Origin of the sequence: Halothiobacillus neapolitanus c2 (genome assembly GCF_000024765.1) — a bacterium.
Lineage (GTDB): Bacteria > Pseudomonadota > Gammaproteobacteria > Halothiobacillales > Halothiobacillaceae > Halothiobacillus > Halothiobacillus neapolitanus.
On record NC_013422.1, the window covers coordinates 347,892 to 366,937 of the forward strand.

Sequence of the window (19,046 nt, forward strand, 5' to 3'; positions counted from 1 at the left end):
GATCTTCGATGGCACGTATCGCGGGAATTAATATTCCAGTGCAAAAACATGTAGTTATTGCACTCACATCAATTTATGGCATTGGCACTACTCGTGCGCAGGCAATCTGCCAGGCTTCTGGTGTTGAACCAAGCCGTAAGGTTCGTGACTTGTCAGAGTCCGAAGTCGAAGCACTGCGCGCTGAAGTGGCCAAATTTATCGTCGAGGGTGACCTTCGACGTGATGTCTCCATGAACATCAAGCGATTGATGGATTTGGGTTGTTATCGTGGGTTGCGTCATCGGCGCGGCCTGCCACTCCGTGGACAGCGCACACGGACAAACGCACGGACTCGCAAGGGTCCGCGTCGCCTGGTTAAGCGCTAATCAGGCTTAATATTCTTCGATTTACGAGAGTAGGATTACTAAATGGCTAAATCTAATGCCCCTGCGCGCAAGAAAATAAAGCGCGTAGTCACTGATGCTGTGGCTCATGTCCATGCGTCATTCAATAACACGATTGTAACGATCACCGATCGTCAAGGTAACGCCTTGAGCTGGGCCACTTCTGGTGGTTCTGGCTTCCGCGGTTCACGCAAGTCAACACCCTTCGCGGCACAGGTTGCTGCTGAGCGTGCTGGCGAAGCTGCCAAGGCTTATGGTGTTAAGAACATCGACGTCGAGATCAAAGGTCCAGGCCCGGGTCGCGAGTCAACCATCCGTGCGTTGAATTCGGTCGGTTTCAAAGTTGGCGTCATTACTGATGTCACTCCGATTCCCCACAATGGTTGCCGTCCGCCTAAAAAGCGTCGTGTCTGAGAGGTATTAGATTATGGCTCGTTATCTTGGTCCCAAATGTAAGTTAAGTCGTCGTGAAGGCACTGATCTTTTTCTCAAATCCGGTGTGCGTTCACACGAAGACAAATGCCATCATGATCGCGCTCCTGGGCAGCACGGTGCAGCACGTAAGCAGAAGGTTTCTGAGTACGGTGTTCAGCTTCGTGAGAAGCAAAAGCTGCGTCGTATTTACGGTGTGCTTGAGCGCCAGTTCGCCAACTATTTCAAGAAAGCTGCTCAGCTGAAAGGTTCAACCGGCGAAAACCTGTTGCAACTGCTTGAATGCCGTTTGGATAACGTTGTTTATCGCATGGGCTTTGGTTCTACGCGTTCTGAATCGCGTCAGTTGGTTTCTCATCGCGCTATTACCGTCAACGGTGAAGTGGTGAACATTGCTTCTTATCAAGTTGCGGCCAATGACGTTGTTGCCGTTCGTGAATCTTCACGCAAACAACAGCGCATCAAGGATTCTCTTGAGATCGCTGCGCAGCGTCCTGACGTGTCCTGGATTTCTGTCGACGCCGCGAAGATGGAAGGCGTATTCAAATCGGCTCCTTCTCGTGATGAGTTGCCAGCCGAAATCAACGAATCACTCGTTGTCGAATTGTATTCCAAGTAATTAACGGGGGTTTGTCATGCAATTAGGTTCTACCGAACTGCTTAAGCCACGACTGGTCGATGTTCAGGTTTTGGACGCGACCCGGGCCCGTGTCGTGCTGGAGCCGCTTGAGCGTGGCTTCGGTTACACACTTGGTAATGCGCTTCGCCGTATTCTTCTTTCTTCCATCCCAGGCGTTGCCGTAACGGAAGCGGAAATTGAAGGTGTTGTTCATGAGTACACTACCATTGAGGGTGTGCACGAGGACGTGCTTGAAATTCTGCTCAACCTGAAAGGTCTTTCTGTCATGCTTCATGGTCGCGACGAGGCCATGCTGAGCATCAAGAAAACTGGTGCTGGCGCCATCACGGCTGCCGATATCAAGGCCGATCACGCTGTTGAAATCATCAATCCTGAGCATCACATTGCTACATTGAATGATCAGGGTAGCTTGGTTATGACCTTCAAGGTCACACGTGGTAAAGGATATGTTCCTGCCAGTGCGCGTCGTGAAGAGGCGGGTGGTCAAATTGGCCGACTGCTGGTTGACGCCTCATTTTCTCCACTGCGTCGCGTTTCTTATTCTGTCGAGCGCGCTCGTGTTGAACAGCGTACCGATCTTGACTCGCTTGTTCTTGATATCGAGACCAACGGTTCTATTTCTGCCGAAGATGCCATTCGTCAAGCCGCTGGCATTTTGGTTGATCAGCTATCGGTCTTTGTTGACCTCAAGGCTGAAAAAGTAGAGCCAGTGGTTGAGCAAGCGCCTGCAGTTGATCCGGTTCTGCTGCGTCCAGTCGATGATCTTGAGTTGACCGTTCGTTCGGCTAACTGCCTGAAGGCAGAAAATATTTATTACATCGGTGATCTCATTCAGCGTACGGAAATCGAGTTGCTAAAAACTCCGAATCTGGGTAAAAAATCGCTGACTGAAATCAAGGACGTTCTGGCCAAGCAGGGTTTGTCTCTGGGTCAACGTCTCGAAAACTGGCCACCTGCAGAGCTTTTGAATCTCGCTGAGTCGAAGATTTAAGGCGATTTGAATTTTTTGGGGTATATGACATGCGTCACCGTCTTTCTGGCCGTCAACTCGGCCGTAACTCCGCACAGCGCAATGCGCTGATGCGTTCTTTAACCAACTCTTTGATTGAGCATGAGTTGATCAAAACAACTCTGCCCAAGGCTAAGGAGCTTCGCCGTTTCGCTGAGCCATTGATCACTTTGGCCAAGGACGATTCGGTTCATGCACGTCGTATGGCTTTCGCTCAGACGCGCAATAAAGAAGTTGTCGGTAAGTTGTTTTCAGATCTGGGCCCTCGCTTCAAGGCGCGTGCCGGTGGCTACGTGCGCATCCTCAAGTGCGGCAATCGTGCGGGCGATAATGCACCGATGGCCTATGTCGAGTTTGTGCAACGTGGTGATGCCGCTTCTGTAGCTGAGTAATTTTCACTCGGGTTCATTTGAAGAAAAACCGGCTCAAAGCCGGTTTTTTTTGTGATCTCGGTTGTTATTTATCTCTGCCTTTGTCAGACTCGTTTGGTTTGCATTATTTGTTTCATTATTGATGAGGGTATTCATGTCTGTTTCCAATAAAATCCGCGGTATTCGCCATTCTGCTCTGGCCCTTGGCGTTGTTCTGGGTTTGATGTCGGTCGGCACCTATGCAGAAGATGCGCCCGCAGCGCCTGCTGCCCAGCCTGCGATGCCAACATTGTCTCCTGAGCAAATGGAGCTGATGAAGGACTTCCAGCAAACGCGTCAGGAGATAGGCGCGCTTGAGCAAAAGCTTCAGGGTATTGAAGCGGAGGCGTACAAGAAGAACCCCAAGCTCGGCAAGCAGCGAGACGGTCTTCGGGACTCTATTAAAAACGCGATGTCCGACAAGAATTTCGACGCGCAGGCCGAATACGATGAGCTCAAAGCGCTGGTTACCAAGATTCAGGGGATGAAGGAAAATGACCCTGAGCGGGCGAAGGATATTCAGAAATTCCGGGAAGGCCAACAGGCGTTTGAACAACGTCAGGCCAAGGCGTTCCAGGATCCTAAAATCCAAAAGCAATCCGAGAAACTTCGCAATGATGTGCGTGCAGCCATGATCAAAGTTGATCCGAAGGCGAAGGATATGTTTGCCGACTTGGATGCCAAAGAGAAGCATATGCGTGACTTGCAAGAGAAAGCCATGAAGATGCATGGCTCTGAGCAAATGGCGCCCGCACCGTCAAAATGATCTCTGAGTCAGTTTGAATGAAGACCCGGCTGATGCCGGGTTTTTTATGTTCGTGATTCTTTCTATTTTGCGTCGGCGGCAATCAGTTGTTCTTGTAGCCGATGAATTTCATCCCGGATGTGCGCAGCCGCTTCAAATTCCAGATCCTTGGCTAACCGATACATTTTGGCTTCGCGTTCCTTGATCTGCTTCAAGATTTGCTCGGAACTCATGGTGACGCTGAAATCGCTCGCTGCTTCTGCTACTAGCGCCATTTTCCTGCTTCGCTGGCTTGCGCCGCGTGAGCCGGGAATCTTGTAGTCGCCAGACTGCAAAATGTCATCCACCCGTTTGTCGATTCCTTTGGGCGTGATGCCTTGCTCCAGATTGTGCTCAATCTGCTTGGCGCGTCGACGGTCCGTTTCATCGATCGCCTTGCGCATGGCGTCCGTGATTCGGTCTGCATACAAAATCGCTTTGCCATGAAGGTTTCTGGCAGCGCGGCCAATGGTTTGAATCAACGATCGCTCAGATCGAAGGAAGCCTTCTTTGTCGGCATCAAAAATGGCCACAAGGGATACTTCGGGGATATCCAGACCCTCGCGCAGCAGATTAATGCCGATCAGGGCATCGAACAGTCCAAGTCGTAGATCACGGATGATCTCGACGCGCTCGACCGTATCGACATCGGAATGGAGATAGCGGACACGCACATCATGCTCTGCCAGATAATCGGCAAGATCTTCTGCCATCCGTTTCGTCAGCGTTGTAATCAGTACCCGTTCACGACGAGAGGCGCGGTCGCGAATCTCGGAGAGTACATCGTCGACCTGACTGGCGACCGGGCGAATTTCGATTTGCGGATCGATGAGCCCTGTGGGGCGGACTACCTGTTCGACAACCTGCGCCGAATGGCTGCCCTCATAGGGACCGGGTGTGGCCGATACGTGAATGGTCTGCGGCATCATTCGTTCGAACTCATCGAATTTCAATGGTCGATTGTCGAGTGCGGATGGGAGCCGAAAGCCGAAATTAACCAGGGTTTCTTTGCGGGAACGATCCCCCTTATACATCGCGCCAAGCTGAGGGACGGTGACGTGGGATTCGTCGATGATCAGCAAGGCATCGGGTGGGAGGTAGTCGTAGAGGCAAGGCGGCGGTTCCCCGGGGTGACGTCCGGACAGGTAACGGGAGTAGTTTTCAATGCCGTTGCAATACCCCAGCTCGTACATCATTTCGATGTCGAAGCGCGTGCGCTGTGCGAGCCGTTGGGCCTCGACCAGTTTGTTCTCCGCATTCAGGTGATCTAGTTGCTGCGTCAGTTCATCCTTGATGGATTCGACGGCAGCCAGAATCCGTTCTCGCGGGGTGACATAGTGCGAGGACGGGTAGATGGTGAAGCGGGGCAATCGACGCCGAATGGCGCCGGTGAGCGGGTCGAACAACGAAATCTGCTCGATTTCGTCGTCAAACAGTTCGACGCGTACGCCTTCGTCGTCGGATTCGGACGGATGGATGTCGATCACATCTCCGCGCACGCGATAGGTGCCGCGACGAAATTCCATGTCATTGCGGGTGTATTGCATCTCGGCCAGTCGGCGCAGTATCTGGCGCTGATCCGCTTTTTCTCCGCGAACCAGATGCAGAATCATCTTCAGGTAAGCATCCGGGTCGCCGAGGCCGTAAATGGAGGAAACCGTTGCCACGATGATGACATCCCGGCGTTCCAGTAGTGCCTTGGTTGCCGAAAGCCGCATCTGCTCGATATGCTCGTTGACCGAGGCATCTTTCTCGATGAATGTATCCGAGGCGGGCACATAAGCTTCCGGCTGGTAGTAATCGTAGTAAGAGACGAAGTATTCAACCGCGTTATTCGGGAAAAATCCCTTCAGCTCGCCATAGAGTTGGGCGGCCAGCGTTTTGTTCGGTGCCAACACAAGAGCCGGTCGTTGCAATCGGTCGATGACATTGGCGATCGTAAAGGTTTTCCCCGAGCCGGTGACGCCCAGAAGGGTCTGCTGCGCGAGTCCATCCTGCAATCCTTCGACGAGCCGAGCTATGGCCGCCGGTTGATCGCCGGCAGGTTGATAATCGGTGACTAAAGTGAATCGGGTGTCCTGCATAAGATGCGAAGTATAGAGGATTGGGCATCGGGTATCCGGTGAAATGGATTATCATGTTAAATTGAATCGAATAAATGGGTTTATTCGCGGGTTTGTCGCCTGGTAATGTGGCGCAGACTCAATTTTTATGTTTTTACAGATAAGGTTTCCATGTCCCAAGAGACGGTATCAGATCCCCAAGCAGCCCAAGAGGCTGAAAAATACGACAACCCGGTGGCGAGCCGGGAATTCATTTTGCAGTTGCTCTCGGAGCAAGATGGCCCTTTGACGCTGAATCGATTGATCAGTCACCTAGAATACGATGGTGATGACGAACGGATCGAAGGCTTGAGCCGCCGCATGCGTGCGATGGAGCGTGATGGCCAGGTCATCCGCAATCGTCGCGGCGGCTACGTGCCGGTCACTCATGCCGAACTGGTGCGTGGTCGCGTGCTGGGTCATCGTGATGGCTTCGGATTTCTCGTGCCCGATGATGGCGGCGACGATGTGTTTCTCTCGCCCCGCGTGATGCGCGCGCTGCTCAATGGCGATCGTGCGGTCGTGCAGGTGACCGGGCTTGATCGCCGTGGACGTCGTGAAGGGAATCTGGTCGAAGTAATTGAGCGGGCCAATGCCGAGATTGTCGGCCGATTGGTGCTGGAGGCGGGCATTGCTTTTGTGGTTCCCGATCATGCGCGGATCACTCAGGATATTCTCGTCCCGATGACCGATCTGATGGGCGCGCGCGATGGTCAGATCGTGCGAGTTGCATTGGTCGAACAGCCCACACTGCGCCACAAGCCCGTCGGCAAGGTTGTTGAGGTGTTGGGTGATCACATGTCGCCAGGCATGGAGATCGATGTCGCCATTAACTCCCACGGTATTCCGCACGAGTGGCCGGAAGAAGTTCTGGCTGCCATTGATGGTTTGAATCCCGAAGTTGAGGAGAGCCACAAGTCAGGGCGAGTCGACTTGCGCTCTATGCCACTTGTCACCATTGATGGCGCCGACTCCAAGGATTTCGACGATGCGGTGTTCTGCCAGGCCGCGCCGGAGGGTTTCCGGTTGCTGGTGGCGATCGCCGATGTCAGTCATTACGTGAATGTGGGCTCTGCCTTGGATCGTGAGGGTTTCAATCGTGCGACGTCCGTGTACTTCCCCGGGCGCGTGCTCCCCATGCTTCCGGAGGTGCTATCAAACGGTTTGTGTTCGTTGAACCCGGCTGTTGATCGCTTGTGCCTCTGCGCCGATATGCTGATCAATAATGAAGGGCATATCGCCAAATTCCGCTTCTTCGAAGGGGTGATGAAGTCTGCTGCGCGTCTGACCTACGATACGGTTGCCAAAGTGCTGGTCGATCAGGATGCTGAGGCGCGCGCGGCACACGCCCATCTGCTCGAACCTCTTGAAACGCTCCATGGCGTATACAAGGTGTTGCGATCAGCGCGTGAACGTCGCGGCGCGATCGATTTTGATACCGTCGAAACCAAGATCGTCTTCGGCGAAGGCCGCAAGATCGAGGCGATCGTGCCCTACGAGCGCAACGATGCGCACAAGATCATCGAAGAATGCATGATCGCTGCAAACGTTGCAGCCGGACGCTTTGTTGCCGATCACAAAATTCCCGCACTGTACCGTGTACATGATCGCCCCACGGCGGAAAAAATTACCGATCTGCGTGCCATGCTGGCCGAAAAGGGCTTGAGCTTGGGTGGCGGTGATCAACCAAGCCCCAAAGACTTCAATGCCTTGCTGTCTCAGGTGCAGGGTCGTGCGGATTTTCTGACGATTCAGACCATGATTCTTCGTTCCTTGAAACAGGCGGTGTACTCACCGGACAATCTGGGGCACTTTGGTCTGGCGCATGAGTTCTATGCGCACTTCACCTCCCCGATCCGGCGATATCCCGATTTAATGGTGCACCGCGCCATTCGCCACCTGCTTCGTACGGGTGCCCCGGACCGTTTTCCATACAATCATGATGAAATGGTCATCATCGGTGAGCATTGTTCCAATAACGAACGCCGTGCAGATGAAGCGACGCGGGATGCGACGGATTGGCTCAAGTGCGAGTTCATGCTCGACAAGGTGGGCGAGGTGTTCGAAGGTCGAGTGGCCTCTGTTCTGGGTTTCGGCCTATTCGTCGAACTCAAGGATTTCTTCGTCGAAGGCTTGTTGCACATCACCGCCCTGACCAAGGACTACTACCATTTCGATCCGGTGACGCTCTCGTTGCGGGGCGAACGTTCGGGGCGGGTTTATGCCTTGAACGACGCCATCACCGTGCGTGTGGCTCGGGTCGACCTGGATGAGCGCAAAATCGATTTTGTCCTGCCGGATGACGATGAAGCCTTGTCTGAATCGAGTGGCGATGCACGGAGTGAGCCTCGGGACGATCAGGAATCCGATGAAGATGACGCAGCGAAGAAGAAACGCAAACCGCGCCGCCGCCGTCGTAAAAAGCCCGCCGGTGATGCACCTGCGGGTGACGATGATGAAAACGCCGATTCAGATGATGACGGGTCGGATACCTCGTCTGCTCCCGAGTCTGAGCCCGGTGATGCCGAGGAATCGCGCAAATAATGGCCGAACGCAAAAGCGCATCTTCCACGCAGTGGCTTAGTGGTTTTCATGCTGTCGAAGCGGCCCTTCAACACGATCCGGAACGTGTGTTGTCGGTTATTTTCGAACAAGGGCGACAGGATAAGCGGGTGCAACAACTGCGTGTGCTCGCCGAGTCGCGTGGCGTATCCATCGAGGAGGCCCCCGAGAAGGTTTTCGCCGACCGCGTGCGTGCCGATCGAGAGCTGGCGCGCCACCAAGGCGTACTGGCACGCTATCAGCCCAAGCCGGCCGGCAACGAGCATGACTTGTTCGCGTTACTCGACAATCTGGACGAGCCCGCATTCTTGCTGATTCTCGATGGCGTGACTGATCCGCACAACCTGGGTGCTTGCCTGCGCAGCGCCGAGGCTGCGGGCGTTCATGCCGTTATTTCCCCCAAGGATCGCGCGGTCGGTTTGACGCCAACCGCGCGCAAGGCTGCCTCCGGCGCCGCTGAGCGCTTGCCATTCATTCAGGTAACGAACCTTGCGCGCACGCTTGCCGATCTCAAATCTCGCCAGATCTGGATTGTCGGTGCGGCAGGAGGTGGCATGGTCAGCTTGTATGAGTCGGATTTCGCCGCCGAGTCGGTCGCCCTTGTGATGGGTAGCGAAGGGGAAGGGTTGCGTCGTCTGACACAGGAAGGTTGCGATCAGTTGATCTTCATTCCTATGCGCCCTCCTGTCGAAAGTTTGAATGTTTCAGTGGCTGCGGCCGTTTGTCTGTTCGAGTTTCGCCGAGTGCGAGACCAAGTCATAAATCAGGCGCGAGCGCTATCCCAATAACCCCGACTTCGTTAGAATGTCCGGCTATTTGATTTACATCGGGCAACCATGAATTTGTGCGTGGTTGCGCCGCATTTGTTTAGGCGATCGTTGTTCAGGAGCTTTTTGCGATCATGATCTTTTCAGACCGGGTTCGCCGCGTACGTCCCTCACCGACATTGGCTGTTACCGCGAAAGCAGCTGAATTGAAGGCCCAAGGGCGAGACATTATCAGTCTCGGTGCCGGTGAGCCGGATTTCGATACCCCTGAGCCCATTCGTGCGGCCGCCATCGATGCGATCAATGCCGGTTTTACCCGCTATACCGCTGTCGAGGGGATACTGAGTCTGCGTCAAGCCATCGCCAAGCGTCTGCGTGATGATCAGGGGTTGGACTACGCGCCGAACGAGATCATTGTGTCCACAGGCGGCAAGCAAAGCATCTACAATCTGTTTCAGGCGCTGCTGAACCCGGGGGATGAAGTCATTATTGTGGCGCCTTACTGGGTTTCCTACCCGGATATGGTGCTGCTGGCGGGTGGTGAGCCGGTCATTGTGCTTGCCGGGCAAAATCAGGGATTCAAGGTTTCGCCTGCCCAATTGGAAGCAGCGATCACCGACAAGACCCGGATCGTCATGCTGAACAGTCCCTCCAATCCAACCGGTGTCGCGTATACGCGGGATGATTGGGCGGCCATGGCCAAGGTTTTGCGCGCGCACCCCAAGCTGCTGATCGCGACCGACGACATGTACGAAAAAATCCTCTGGGCCGATGAGTCCTTTTCGAACATTGCCATGGTTGCGCCGGACCTGAAGGCGCGAACGGTCGTGCTCAACGGGGTAAGCAAAGCCTATGCAATGACGGGTTGGCGAATCGGTTATGCGGCAGGCCCTGCCGATATCATCAAGGCGATGAACGTGATTCAGTCGCAAAGCACCTCCGGCGCCTGCTCGATCGCGCAGGTGGCCGCGCAAGCAGCCATCGAGGGTGATCAGTCCGAAATTCGGGCCATGGTCCATTCCTTCCGGACACGGCACGATTTCGTAGTCGGTCGGCTCAATGAGATGCCCGATGTGGTCTGTCTGCCGAGCCAAGGCGCGTTTTACAGCTTCCCTGATGTGAGCGCGGTGATCGCCCGTTTGGGGTTGAAGGATGACGTGGCCTTGAGCGAAATGTTGCTTGAAAAGGCTGGCGTGGCGGTAGTGCCGGGAACTGCATTTGGCGCTCCGGGCCATATCCGCCTGAGCTATGCCACCAGTATGGGGGCATTGGATGAGGCGCTTCGCCGAATGGCTGATGTGATGGGTTGAGCATAGGCTCGTCATCAGTTGCCTCCGATTTTTTAGACTTTGTAACGCAAACCAATAAATAGGTATTCCCCATGGACGAAAATCGTAAGAAAGCGCTGACGGCGGCATTAAGTCAGATCGAGCGACAGTTCGGTAAAGGGGCCGTGATGCGGATGAACGACACGGCTGGTGTCGATGTGCCGGTCGTCAGTACCGGATCGATCGCACTGGATGCCGCTCTTGGTATTGGTGGTTTGCCACGCGGCCGAGTAGTGGAAATTTATGGTCCTGAATCCTCGGGTAAAACGACACTGACACTGCAGGTGATTGCCCAGGCGCAAAAAACCGGCGGCGTATGCGCCTTCGTGGATGCGGAGCACGCACTGGATCCCACCTATGCCCAGAAGCTGGGTGTAAACGTAGATGATCTGCTGGTCAGCCAGCCGGATACGGGCGAGCAGGCACTGGAGATCACCGATATGCTGGTGCGTTCCGGCGCAGTCGACGTTGTCGTGGTTGATTCCGTCGCCGCCTTGGTCCCCAAGGCCGAGATTGAAGGCGAGATGGGCGATGCCCACGTTGGTTTGCAGGCGCGTTTGATGAGTCAGGCATTGCGCAAGTTGACCGGCAACATCAAACGCACGAACTGCATGGTCATCTTCATCAACCAGATCCGGATGAAGATCGGCGTCAGTTATGGCAGCCCCGAGACGACAACCGGCGGCAATGCCTTGAAGTTTTACGCTTCCGTTCGCTTGGATATCCGTCGCGTCGGTGCGGTCAAGAAGGGCGAAGAGATCATCGGGAACCAGACCCGGATCAAGGTCGTGAAAAATAAAATGGCGCCCCCGTTCAAGGTGGTTGATGTGGACATTCTCTACGGAGAAGGTATTTCCCGCCTGATGGAGTTGATCGATATGGCTACCACGCATGGCCTGATCCAGAAAGCGGGCGCGTGGTATTCCTGCGGTGACATCCGGTTGGGGCAGGGGAAGGACAACGCCCGGCAGTATTTTGTCGAGCACCCCGAATTGGCAGATGATATCGAAGCCAAGTTGAGGGCCTCGATGCTGGCGTCGACGGGCAAAGTAGCGGTGCGTGCCTCCGAGGATGATGAGTCCTCAGCGGTGCTCGAAGACTAATCCAGCGGTCACGTTTTGGCTTGGCATTGGCAGGCGAAGGCACAAGAGGATAAAACCGACGCCGCCAAAATCGAGAAAGTGGCGGTGGGCTTGCTGGCCCGCCGTGAGCATAGTGCGTTCGAATTGCAGCGAAAGCTGTCGCAGCGCGGTTTTGATTCCCTAGTCATCGATGATGTGATCAGCCGATTGGCCGAGCAGGGCTGGCAGTCGGATGCTCGTTATGCAGAAGCTTATGTACGGATGAGGGTCGAGCGCGGCTATGGGCGTGAGTCCATCCGTGCCGAACTCGGTCAGCGCGGGGTTGCGCGTGCCGTGATCCAGACCGCGCTGGATGAAGCCGATATCGATTGGTTGGCCTGTGCAAAAAGGCAGATCCACCGGCACTATCATGCTGCTCCCGATGGGCATGATGACCAATTGCGCCGTTATCGACATCTTCTGTCGCGTGGTTTTACGCCCGAGCAATCGCGAATAGCCAGCGGGCAATGGCGTGATGCCGAGGGCATGGATGATGCCTTTTAATTACTGCTTTTGTGGCTGGAAAGCCGACCGCCAGATTCCGGTGGCCGCATGGCGGATATCTTCTTTGGAAGCGGTTTTCGCTGTAACCGCCACGATGGGTCATCGACTTATCACCGCTTTCCGTTACACTCGCGCTCAACACCGTTTTACTTTTTGATTTCGTGACATTTATGATGAAAACCACTGCTGAGTTGCGCACTGCTTTCCTGGAATTTTTTAACCAGCGAGGGCACGAGATTGTGCCGTCTTCCTCGCTTATTCCTGCTCACGACCCCACCCTGCTGTTCACGAATGCCGGTATGGTCCAGTTCAAGGATGCGTTCCTGGGGCTGGAACATCGGGCGAATCCGCGCGCTGTCTCTTGTCAACGTTGCGTGCGCGCCGGTGGTAAGCACAACGATCTCGAAAATGTGGGTTATACCGCGCGGCATCACACATTCTTCGAGATGCTGGGTAATTTCAGCTTTGGGGATTACTTCAAGCCCGAGGCTATTCGCTATGGCTGGGATTTTCTCACTCAAGTATTGAAGCTGCCTGCCGATCGCCTGCTCGTGACCGTCTATCAAACCGATGACGAGGCCTACGCCATTTGGCGTGATGAAATCGGCTTGCCGGAAGAAAAGGTTCTGCGGATCGGCGATAAGCCCAGCGGTGGTTCCGATAACTTCTGGCAGATGGGTGATACCGGCCCGTGCGGACCATGCACCGAAATTTTCTATGACCACGGCGCGCACATCCCCGGTGGCCCACCGGGCTCTGCCGATGAAGACGGCGACCGCTTTATCGAAATCTGGAACATCGTGTTCATGCAATACGATCGGACGGTCGATGGTCAGCTTCATCCCTTGCCGAAACCATCCGTGGATACCGGCATGGGTATCGAGCGTCTGGCGGCAATTTTGCAGGGCGGACACAGTAATTACGACATCGATATCTTCCGCCATCTGATTACCGCAGCGCAGGCCGTGACGGGCGCGGCCGACCAGAAGTCGAGTTCCCTCAAAGTCTTGGCGGATCATATTCGATCCTGTGCCTTCTTGATCGTCGATGGCGTTCGTCCCGGCAATGAGGGGCGTGACTACGTTCTGCGCCGAATCATCCGCCGGGCCGCGCGTCACGGGCACAAGCTTGGCGTGGACGAACCGTTTTTCTACCGATTGGTTGCGCCTCTGGTTGAGGTGATGGGGCCGGCTTATTCCGAATTGGCAAATGCTCAGGCTGAAGTGGCACGTGTGCTGCGTCAGGAAGAGGAGCGGTTCCTGCAGACTCTGGCATCCGGGATGCAGGTTCTGGAAACCGAACTGGCCGATATGACGCCGGGGGGCACCATTCCGGGTGAGGTGGTATTCAAACTCTATGACACCCACGGTTTCCCATTCGATTTGACTGCCGACATTGCCCGCGAACGCGGGCTGGTTCTGGATGAATCCGGCTTTGAACACGCGATGGCCGAGCGGCGGGCGCAATCACGGGCGGCCAGCCAGTTCGCCCAGCAAACACACGTGCTGGAAATCGAAACACCGACCTGCTTTGAAGGCTACGCGCAAGATAAGGCGCAGGGCGCACTGATCGCTATCGTGCACGATGGCGAGCAGATCGATGTGCTTGAAGCCGGGCAGTCGGGCGCGCTGGTGCTCGATCACACGCCTTTTTATGCCGAGTCCGGCGGTCAGGTAGGCGACACCGGCGTCATTACCACGGCAGGTGGGCGTTTTGTGGTGACGGATACCCAGAAGCAGGGTGCGAATTTCCTGCACCTGGGTGAGGTGATCGAGGGGCGTGTTGCACTCGGCGACGTGGCTGATGCCCAAATTGATGTCGAACGTCGTCACAGCATTCGGCTGAATCACTCTGCCACGCATTTGTTGCACGCCGCGTTGCGTCAGGTGCTTGGCACCCATGTCCACCAGAAAGGCTCGCGTGTCGGTGCCGAATCGTTGCGGTTCGATTTTTCTCAATCCGAGCCGATTACCGACGCCCAGTTGCGTGAAATCGAACGTATCGTCAATGCGCAGATTCGCGAGAACCATTCGGTTGAAACGCGTGAAATGCCCGTCGACGAAGCGCGTGCGGCCGGTGCTATGGCGCTATTCGGTGAAAAATATGGCGATGTGGTGCGGGTTGTCACCATGGGGCCATTTTCAATGGAACTGTGTGGCGGCACGCATGCGCGTCGCGGCGGCGATATCGGCTTGATCAAGATTGTTAGCGAAAGCGGTGTGGCCTCGGGTGTTCGCCGGATCGAGGCAGTCACGGGTGCTTCCGCGCTTGCCGTGTTGGAACAGACCGATGACGCCTTGGCCGAAATTGCGAGCATGGTGCGCGGCTCGCGTCAGGATGCGGTCAGTCGCGTCAGTCAGGTGATCGAACGAGCGCGGCAACTCGAGCGAGAACTGGCCGAAATCAAAGCCAAGCAGGCCGCAGAGGCGGGGGGCGATTTACTGACCACCGCCGTGGCAATGGGCGATGTGAACTATCTGGTTGCCGAGTTGCCTGATGCTGATGTCAATACCTTGCGGGACACGGTGGATCAACTCAAGAACAAGTTGGGTACTTCCGCCGTAATGCTGGCGAGCGTCGAGGATGGAAAGGTTCGTCTGATTGCAGGTGTCAGCAAAGACCTCACCGGACGCATCAAAGCAGGTGACTGGGTCAATGTTGCCGCTCAGATCGTGGGCGGAAAGGGCGGTGGGCGCCCGGACATGGCCCAGGCGGGTGGTCCGGATTCTGCACAATTGCCGGCGGCGATGGAAGCTGCTCGTGCCTGGATGAAGAAGCAGTTGAGTTAATTGTTTCTGCCATGGGCATTATTGGCTTCGGCTCTCATGCGATCGCTTTCCTCTAATGAAGAGCTGACCGCTCTTGTTACAACTTGATGCGTGCAGTTGACCGCCGATTTGGTTAGAATGAAAGGCTATTTATAATTTTTAGAAGCGGATCGAATAGCCGCTTCTAACAAACTGCCTAAGGGAAGCGAACGGTACGTTCATGGCTTTAATCGTCCAAAAATATGGTGGCACTTCTGTCGGAAGTGTAGAGCGCATCGGTGCTGTTGCTGACCGGGTCATTCGTACATGCCGAGCGGGTCATGATGTCGTGGTTGTTGTTTCGGCGATGAGTGGCGAAACCAACCGCCTGCTTGATCTGGCCAAGCAGCTTCAAGCCCGACCTAACGAGCGCGAGTTGGACGCACTTGTTTCCACGGGGGAGCAAGTGACGACGGCATTGCTTTCTATGGCGTTGCTGCAGCGCGGTCAAGACGCTCGTTCGTACACCGGCGCGCAAGTGAAAATAACGACGAACAGCGCCTTCAACAAGGCGCGCATTCAATCAATCGATACTCAAGCGGTAATGGGTGATCTCGCTGCCGGGCGTGTGGTGGTGGTTGCCGGTTTCCAGGGTGTTAATGAAAAGGGCGATATCACCACGTTGGGACGTGGCGGTTCCGATACCTCTGCCGTAGCCATTGCCGCCGCATTGAATGCCGATGAATGCCAGATTTATACCGATGTTGATGGCGTCTACACCACCGATCCTCGCGTCGAGCCGCGCGCCCGCCGCCTCGACCGCATCACGTTCGAAGAAATGCTGGAGATGGCCAGCTCCGGATCTAAGGTGCTGCAAATCCGCTCTGTGGAATTTGCCGGAAAATATAATGTCCCATTGCGGGTGCTGTCGTCTTTTTCTGATGGCGCCGGGACACTGATTACGATGGAGGATGACGTTGTGGAACAGGCCGTGATTTCGGGTATCGCCTTCAATCGTGATGAGGCTCAACTGACGGTTAAAGGCGTACCAGATAGCCCAGGTATTGCCTATGCTATTTTGGGGCCTGTGGCCGAGGCCAATATCGAAGTCGACATGATTTTGCAGAATATGGGCGCGGATAACACCACCGATTTTACTTTTACCGTGCAGCATGTGGATTACGAAAAGACGCTGGACATTGTCCGTGTGCAGGCAGAAGCATTGGGCGCGCGCGAAGTTTCGGGTAATCCTAAAATCGTCAAAGTTTCGGTGGTTGGGGTCGGAATGCGCTCCCATGCCGGCATTGCTGCGAAAATGTTCAAAGTGCTTGCAGACGAAAAAATCAATATTCGCATGATCTCGACGTCAGAAATCAAGATTTCAGTCGTTGTCGATGACAAATACCTCGAGTTGGCGGTACGTACGTTGCATGATGCGTTTGAATTGGATGCACCAAGTGCCTTGATCGGCTAAATTAAACAAAGAACAAAAATTTATATATTCGGACGTCGCCCTGTTAGCGGATGTTCTCGAAATAAGGAGTGTTGACTCATGTTGATATTAACGCGTCGCATTGGGGAAGTTTTGCGGGTCGGTGATGAAGTTTCCATCACTGTTCTCGGTATCAAGGGCAATCAGGTTCGAATTGGTATTGACGCGCCAAAAGACGTGTCTGTGCACCGAGAGGAAATCTATCAGCGGATTAAAAACGAGGGGCATAGTCAGGAAGATGGCGTCTCAGGTCAGCAGTCCTCTGTGGAAGAATAATTCCGCCCACCCTAAATGAACAAAGCCGACAATCGAGTCGGCTTTCTGCTTTCAAGATTCTGCAATAGGTTTATTCATGGAAACTGCGTCGCTTGTCAGTGCCGTCGATGTGTTATTCGTGCTATCCGGTGCGATTATGGTCCTGGCAATGCATGCCGGTTTTGCTTTTCTCGAAGTGGGCACCGTACGCCGCAAAAATCAGGTCAATGCCTTGGCCAAAATAATGGCTGACTTTGCCGTATCCGCGATCGCCTATTTCTTCATTGGCTATTTTGTCGCCTACCACATCGATTTCTGGTCATCGGCGAGCCAATTAACGGCAGACCATGGTCATGAACTGGTCAAATTCTTCTTCCTTTTGACCTTCGCTGCCGCCATTCCCGCCATCATTTCGGGCGGCATTGCCGAACGTGCCCGTTTTTATCCGCAGCTTGCGGCAACATTCCTTCTGGTCTCGCTCGTCTACCCTTTTTATGAGGGCCTGATCTGGAATGGCAACTTCGGCTTTCAAGCCTGGCTGACCCACCAGTTTGGCGCGGCATTCCACGATTATGCCGGTTCCATGGTGGTGCACGGCATGGGCGGCTGGATCGCAATTGCGGCGGTGCTGCTTCTCGGCCCGCGGCATGGCCGCTATGGCAAGAATGGTGAAATATTCGCCCATCCGCCTTCCAACATTCCCTTCCTCGCATTAGGTTCATGGATACTGGCCGTGGGTTGGTTCGGCTTCAACGTCATGTCCGCGCAGAATATTGCCGGCATATCGGGGCTGGTCGCCGTCAATTCGCTTATGGCCATGGTGGGCGGCATTCTCTCAGCGCTTGTGGTTGGGCGGAACGATCCGGGATTTTTGCACAACGGCCCGTTAGCTGGTTTGGTCGCCGTGTGTGCGGGTTCGGATGTCATGCACCCTGTAGGCGCATTGGTCACGGGATTGATCGCTGGCGGTTTGTTCGTCTGGTTGTTCACCTTCGTGCAGAATCGGCTGAAAATCGACGACGTGCTTGGTGTCTGGTCACTGCACGGCGTTTGCGGACTTTGGGGCGCTCTTGCGGCAGGTATATTCGGTCTTAAAGCCCTGGGCGGCGTTGGTGGTGTGAGTTTCATCTCGCAATTTATCGGAAGCGCCGTGGCAATTGCAGTGGCCCTGGGCGCCGGTTTCGTCATTTACGGCATGCTTAAGCTTTTCATTGGCATTCGACTGACCGAAGAACAGGAGTACGAGGGTGCGGATTTGACTGTTCACCGTATTTCCGCCACCCCGAAGTACGATTAGCTCAAAAGCCAATCCACCACAAATCCCGTTGCGCCCAAGGCGCTTAGCCGATAGAATGCACGCCCGTGGAGAAATGGCCGAGTGGCTGAAGGCGCACCCCTGCTAAGGGTGTATAGGGGAAACTCTATCGAGGGTTCGAATCCCTCTTTCTCCGCCACCAATGCTAATTAAGCCCATGATTTCATGGGTTTTTTTGTTTTTAGCGTCTTCGCCGCCCCCACTTTAGCCCCCTTTTTGTTCGCGCACGTAGAGGTGGGCGATTCATTCCTAACATCCATTCTGATTGCTGGCAGTTCCGGTAGACGAATTGAATGGGTTTGGTGGGGGATTCCTCCCTCTTTGCAAACTCTCTGCCGAACATACTGCTCTGCGACCTTTTTGGCAATGCAGGGCGCCTACCGGCTCTGAAAACTTTACGGCTTTAAGAGCTTTCGCTCCGGTACTGGATGATTGTCCGGCAGCAAAGCGCGCACCACGCCGATGGTTTTTTCTCTACTGTATGACAAGAGGCATGGGTTTATTTTGTAACCCCTTGATGATTTTAGTGCGCTTTTTATGTAGTCGAAAACCACCATTAAAAAGATGTAAAAGCATCTCGCGTTAACTTATCTGTGTTTTTAATTAAATAAATAACCAAGAAAATAACCACAAATCTATTATTAAAATAAAAAATAAATAAAAAACATTGGCGCAAATTATTTAGAAACGAGCGATTATGATAAAATAATTATGTGTTCGGAGTTTTCTTTGATTAAAAGAAAAGCCCGCCATGGTAGTGGAATACCTCAGCGGGCTGATCTCCAACGCACACGAGGTGGTCGGAAAGAGTCTTGTAGCTCATTGTCATTTAGCCGGTTGACACTCCGCAAGTGCTTGAACACTTGTAGCCTAGTTTACGCGTTTGCAGTTCGCTATGCAATTCGCGGTATCGGTTTTTTGTTTGCGACCGCCTCACTTTTTAACTTAAAAATAGGGGTGTTTTAGCTATGGTTCACACAAACAATTCAACGACAGAAATGGACAGCATTTTGCGGCTTCGCGAGGTATTACGGATTTGCGGTGCATCAAGGTCCAGCGTTTATTTGTGGGTCAATGCGGGGATTTTCCCGCCACCGATCAAAATCGGTGCCCGGGCGGTTGGTTGGCGAAGATCGGCGGTTCAAAAATGGTTGGATGAGCGATCTTAAGTCGAGTATACCCAGCATCCTATTTG

At 54.2% G+C, this 19,046-nt stretch carries 17 protein-coding genes and 1 tRNA gene; 17 read left to right on the forward strand and 1 reads right to left on the reverse strand.

All coding sequences use genetic code 11. From position 1 onward, the window contains the following. Positions 1 to 8: 8 nt before the first annotated feature. From rpsM to HNEAP_RS01735, 6 genes are all read left to right on the forward strand, one after another. The gene (gene rpsM, locus HNEAP_RS01710; RefSeq protein ID WP_012823243.1) at positions 9 to 365 is read left to right on the forward strand and encodes a 30S ribosomal protein S13; all 357 of its coding nucleotides are present in this window, start codon (positions 9 to 11) and stop codon (positions 363 to 365) included. Between the two features lie 42 nt (positions 366 to 407). After that, positions 408 to 797: a 30S ribosomal protein S11 gene (gene rpsK, locus HNEAP_RS01715; RefSeq protein WP_012823244.1), complete on the forward strand. Its 390-nt coding sequence runs from the start codon at positions 408 to 410 to the stop codon at positions 795 to 797. 13 nt (positions 798 to 810) lie between these two features. Further along, positions 811 to 1,434, forward strand: a complete 624-nt coding sequence (gene rpsD, locus HNEAP_RS01720) for a 30S ribosomal protein S4 (protein ID WP_012823245.1) — start codon at positions 811 to 813, stop codon at positions 1,432 to 1,434. A 16-nt stretch (positions 1,435 to 1,450) separates the two neighbouring features. Further along, positions 1,451 to 2,446 carry a DNA-directed RNA polymerase subunit alpha gene (locus HNEAP_RS01725; RefSeq protein WP_012823246.1) on the forward strand — a complete coding sequence of 332 codons (996 nt, stop codon included), beginning with the start codon at positions 1,451 to 1,453 and terminating at the stop codon, positions 2,444 to 2,446. Positions 2,447 to 2,475: 29 nt separating this feature from the next. Next, complete coding sequence (gene rplQ, locus HNEAP_RS01730; protein ID WP_012823247.1) at positions 2,476 to 2,856, forward strand: 50S ribosomal protein L17; 381 nt, start codon at positions 2,476 to 2,478, stop codon at positions 2,854 to 2,856. Positions 2,857 to 2,989: 133 nt separating this feature from the next. Continuing rightward, on the forward strand, positions 2,990 to 3,640 hold the full coding sequence (locus tag HNEAP_RS01735) for a hypothetical protein (RefSeq protein WP_012823248.1): 651 nt from the start codon (positions 2,990 to 2,992) through the stop codon (positions 3,638 to 3,640). A 62-nt stretch (positions 3,641 to 3,702) separates the two neighbouring features. On the opposite strand, the gene uvrB is transcribed toward HNEAP_RS01735, so the two are convergent. Further along, entirely contained in the window at positions 3,703 to 5,742 is a 2,040-nt protein-coding gene (gene uvrB, locus HNEAP_RS01740; protein WP_012823249.1) for an excinuclease ABC subunit UvrB, read from the reverse strand. A gap of 150 nt (positions 5,743 to 5,892) precedes the next feature. On the opposite strand from uvrB, the gene rnr reads away from it, so the two are divergent. The 11 genes from rnr (at position 5,893) to HNEAP_RS12440 (ending at position 19,020) form a co-directional block, all read left to right on the forward strand. After that, the gene (gene rnr / locus HNEAP_RS01745; RefSeq protein WP_012823250.1) at positions 5,893 to 8,304 is read left to right on the forward strand and encodes a ribonuclease R; all 2,412 of its coding nucleotides are present in this window, start codon (positions 5,893 to 5,895) and stop codon (positions 8,302 to 8,304) included. Continuing rightward, a complete protein-coding gene (rlmB, locus tag HNEAP_RS01750) occupies positions 8,304 to 9,110 on the forward strand; it encodes a 23S rRNA (guanosine(2251)-2'-O)-methyltransferase RlmB (RefSeq protein ID WP_012823251.1) in 807 nt (268 codons plus the stop codon). The genes rnr and rlmB overlap by 1 nt, the downstream gene beginning before the upstream one ends. Before the next feature lie 113 nt (positions 9,111 to 9,223). Further along, positions 9,224 to 10,399 carry a pyridoxal phosphate-dependent aminotransferase gene (locus HNEAP_RS01755; protein ID WP_012823252.1) on the forward strand — a complete coding sequence of 392 codons (1,176 nt, stop codon included), beginning with the start codon at positions 9,224 to 9,226 and terminating at the stop codon, positions 10,397 to 10,399. 71 nt (positions 10,400 to 10,470) lie between these two features. Then, positions 10,471 to 11,520, forward strand: coding sequence for a recombinase RecA (gene recA, locus HNEAP_RS01760; RefSeq protein WP_012823253.1), 1,050 nt, complete (start codon positions 10,471 to 10,473; stop codon positions 11,518 to 11,520). A 15-nt stretch (positions 11,521 to 11,535) separates the two neighbouring features. Continuing rightward, positions 11,536 to 12,042, forward strand: coding sequence for a regulatory protein RecX (locus tag HNEAP_RS01765; protein WP_012823254.1), 507 nt, complete (start codon positions 11,536 to 11,538; stop codon positions 12,040 to 12,042). Between the two features lie 173 nt (positions 12,043 to 12,215). Beyond that, a complete protein-coding gene (alaS, locus tag HNEAP_RS01770) occupies positions 12,216 to 14,831 on the forward strand; it encodes an alanine--tRNA ligase (RefSeq protein WP_041600556.1) in 2,616 nt (871 codons plus the stop codon). Positions 14,832 to 15,030: 199 nt separating this feature from the next. Then, a complete protein-coding gene (locus HNEAP_RS01775; RefSeq protein ID WP_012823257.1) occupies positions 15,031 to 16,263 on the forward strand; it encodes an aspartate kinase in 1,233 nt (410 codons plus the stop codon). Positions 16,264 to 16,341: 78 nt separating this feature from the next. Then, positions 16,342 to 16,557 (forward strand): carbon storage regulator CsrA, encoded by a 216-nt coding sequence (gene csrA / locus HNEAP_RS01780; protein ID WP_012823258.1) that lies wholly within the window; start codon positions 16,342 to 16,344, stop codon positions 16,555 to 16,557. Positions 16,558 to 16,633: 76 nt separating this feature from the next. Further along, positions 16,634 to 17,833: an ammonium transporter gene (locus HNEAP_RS01785; protein ID WP_012823259.1), complete on the forward strand. Its 1,200-nt coding sequence runs from the start codon at positions 16,634 to 16,636 to the stop codon at positions 17,831 to 17,833. Between the two features lie 67 nt (positions 17,834 to 17,900). Beyond that, positions 17,901 to 17,990: transfer RNA gene (locus HNEAP_RS01790), tRNA-Ser, on the forward strand. 859 nt (positions 17,991 to 18,849) lie between these two features. Further along, positions 18,850 to 19,020, forward strand: coding sequence for a helix-turn-helix transcriptional regulator (locus HNEAP_RS12440; RefSeq protein WP_081441173.1), 171 nt, complete (start codon positions 18,850 to 18,852; stop codon positions 19,018 to 19,020). Positions 19,021 to 19,046 lie beyond the last annotated feature (26 nt).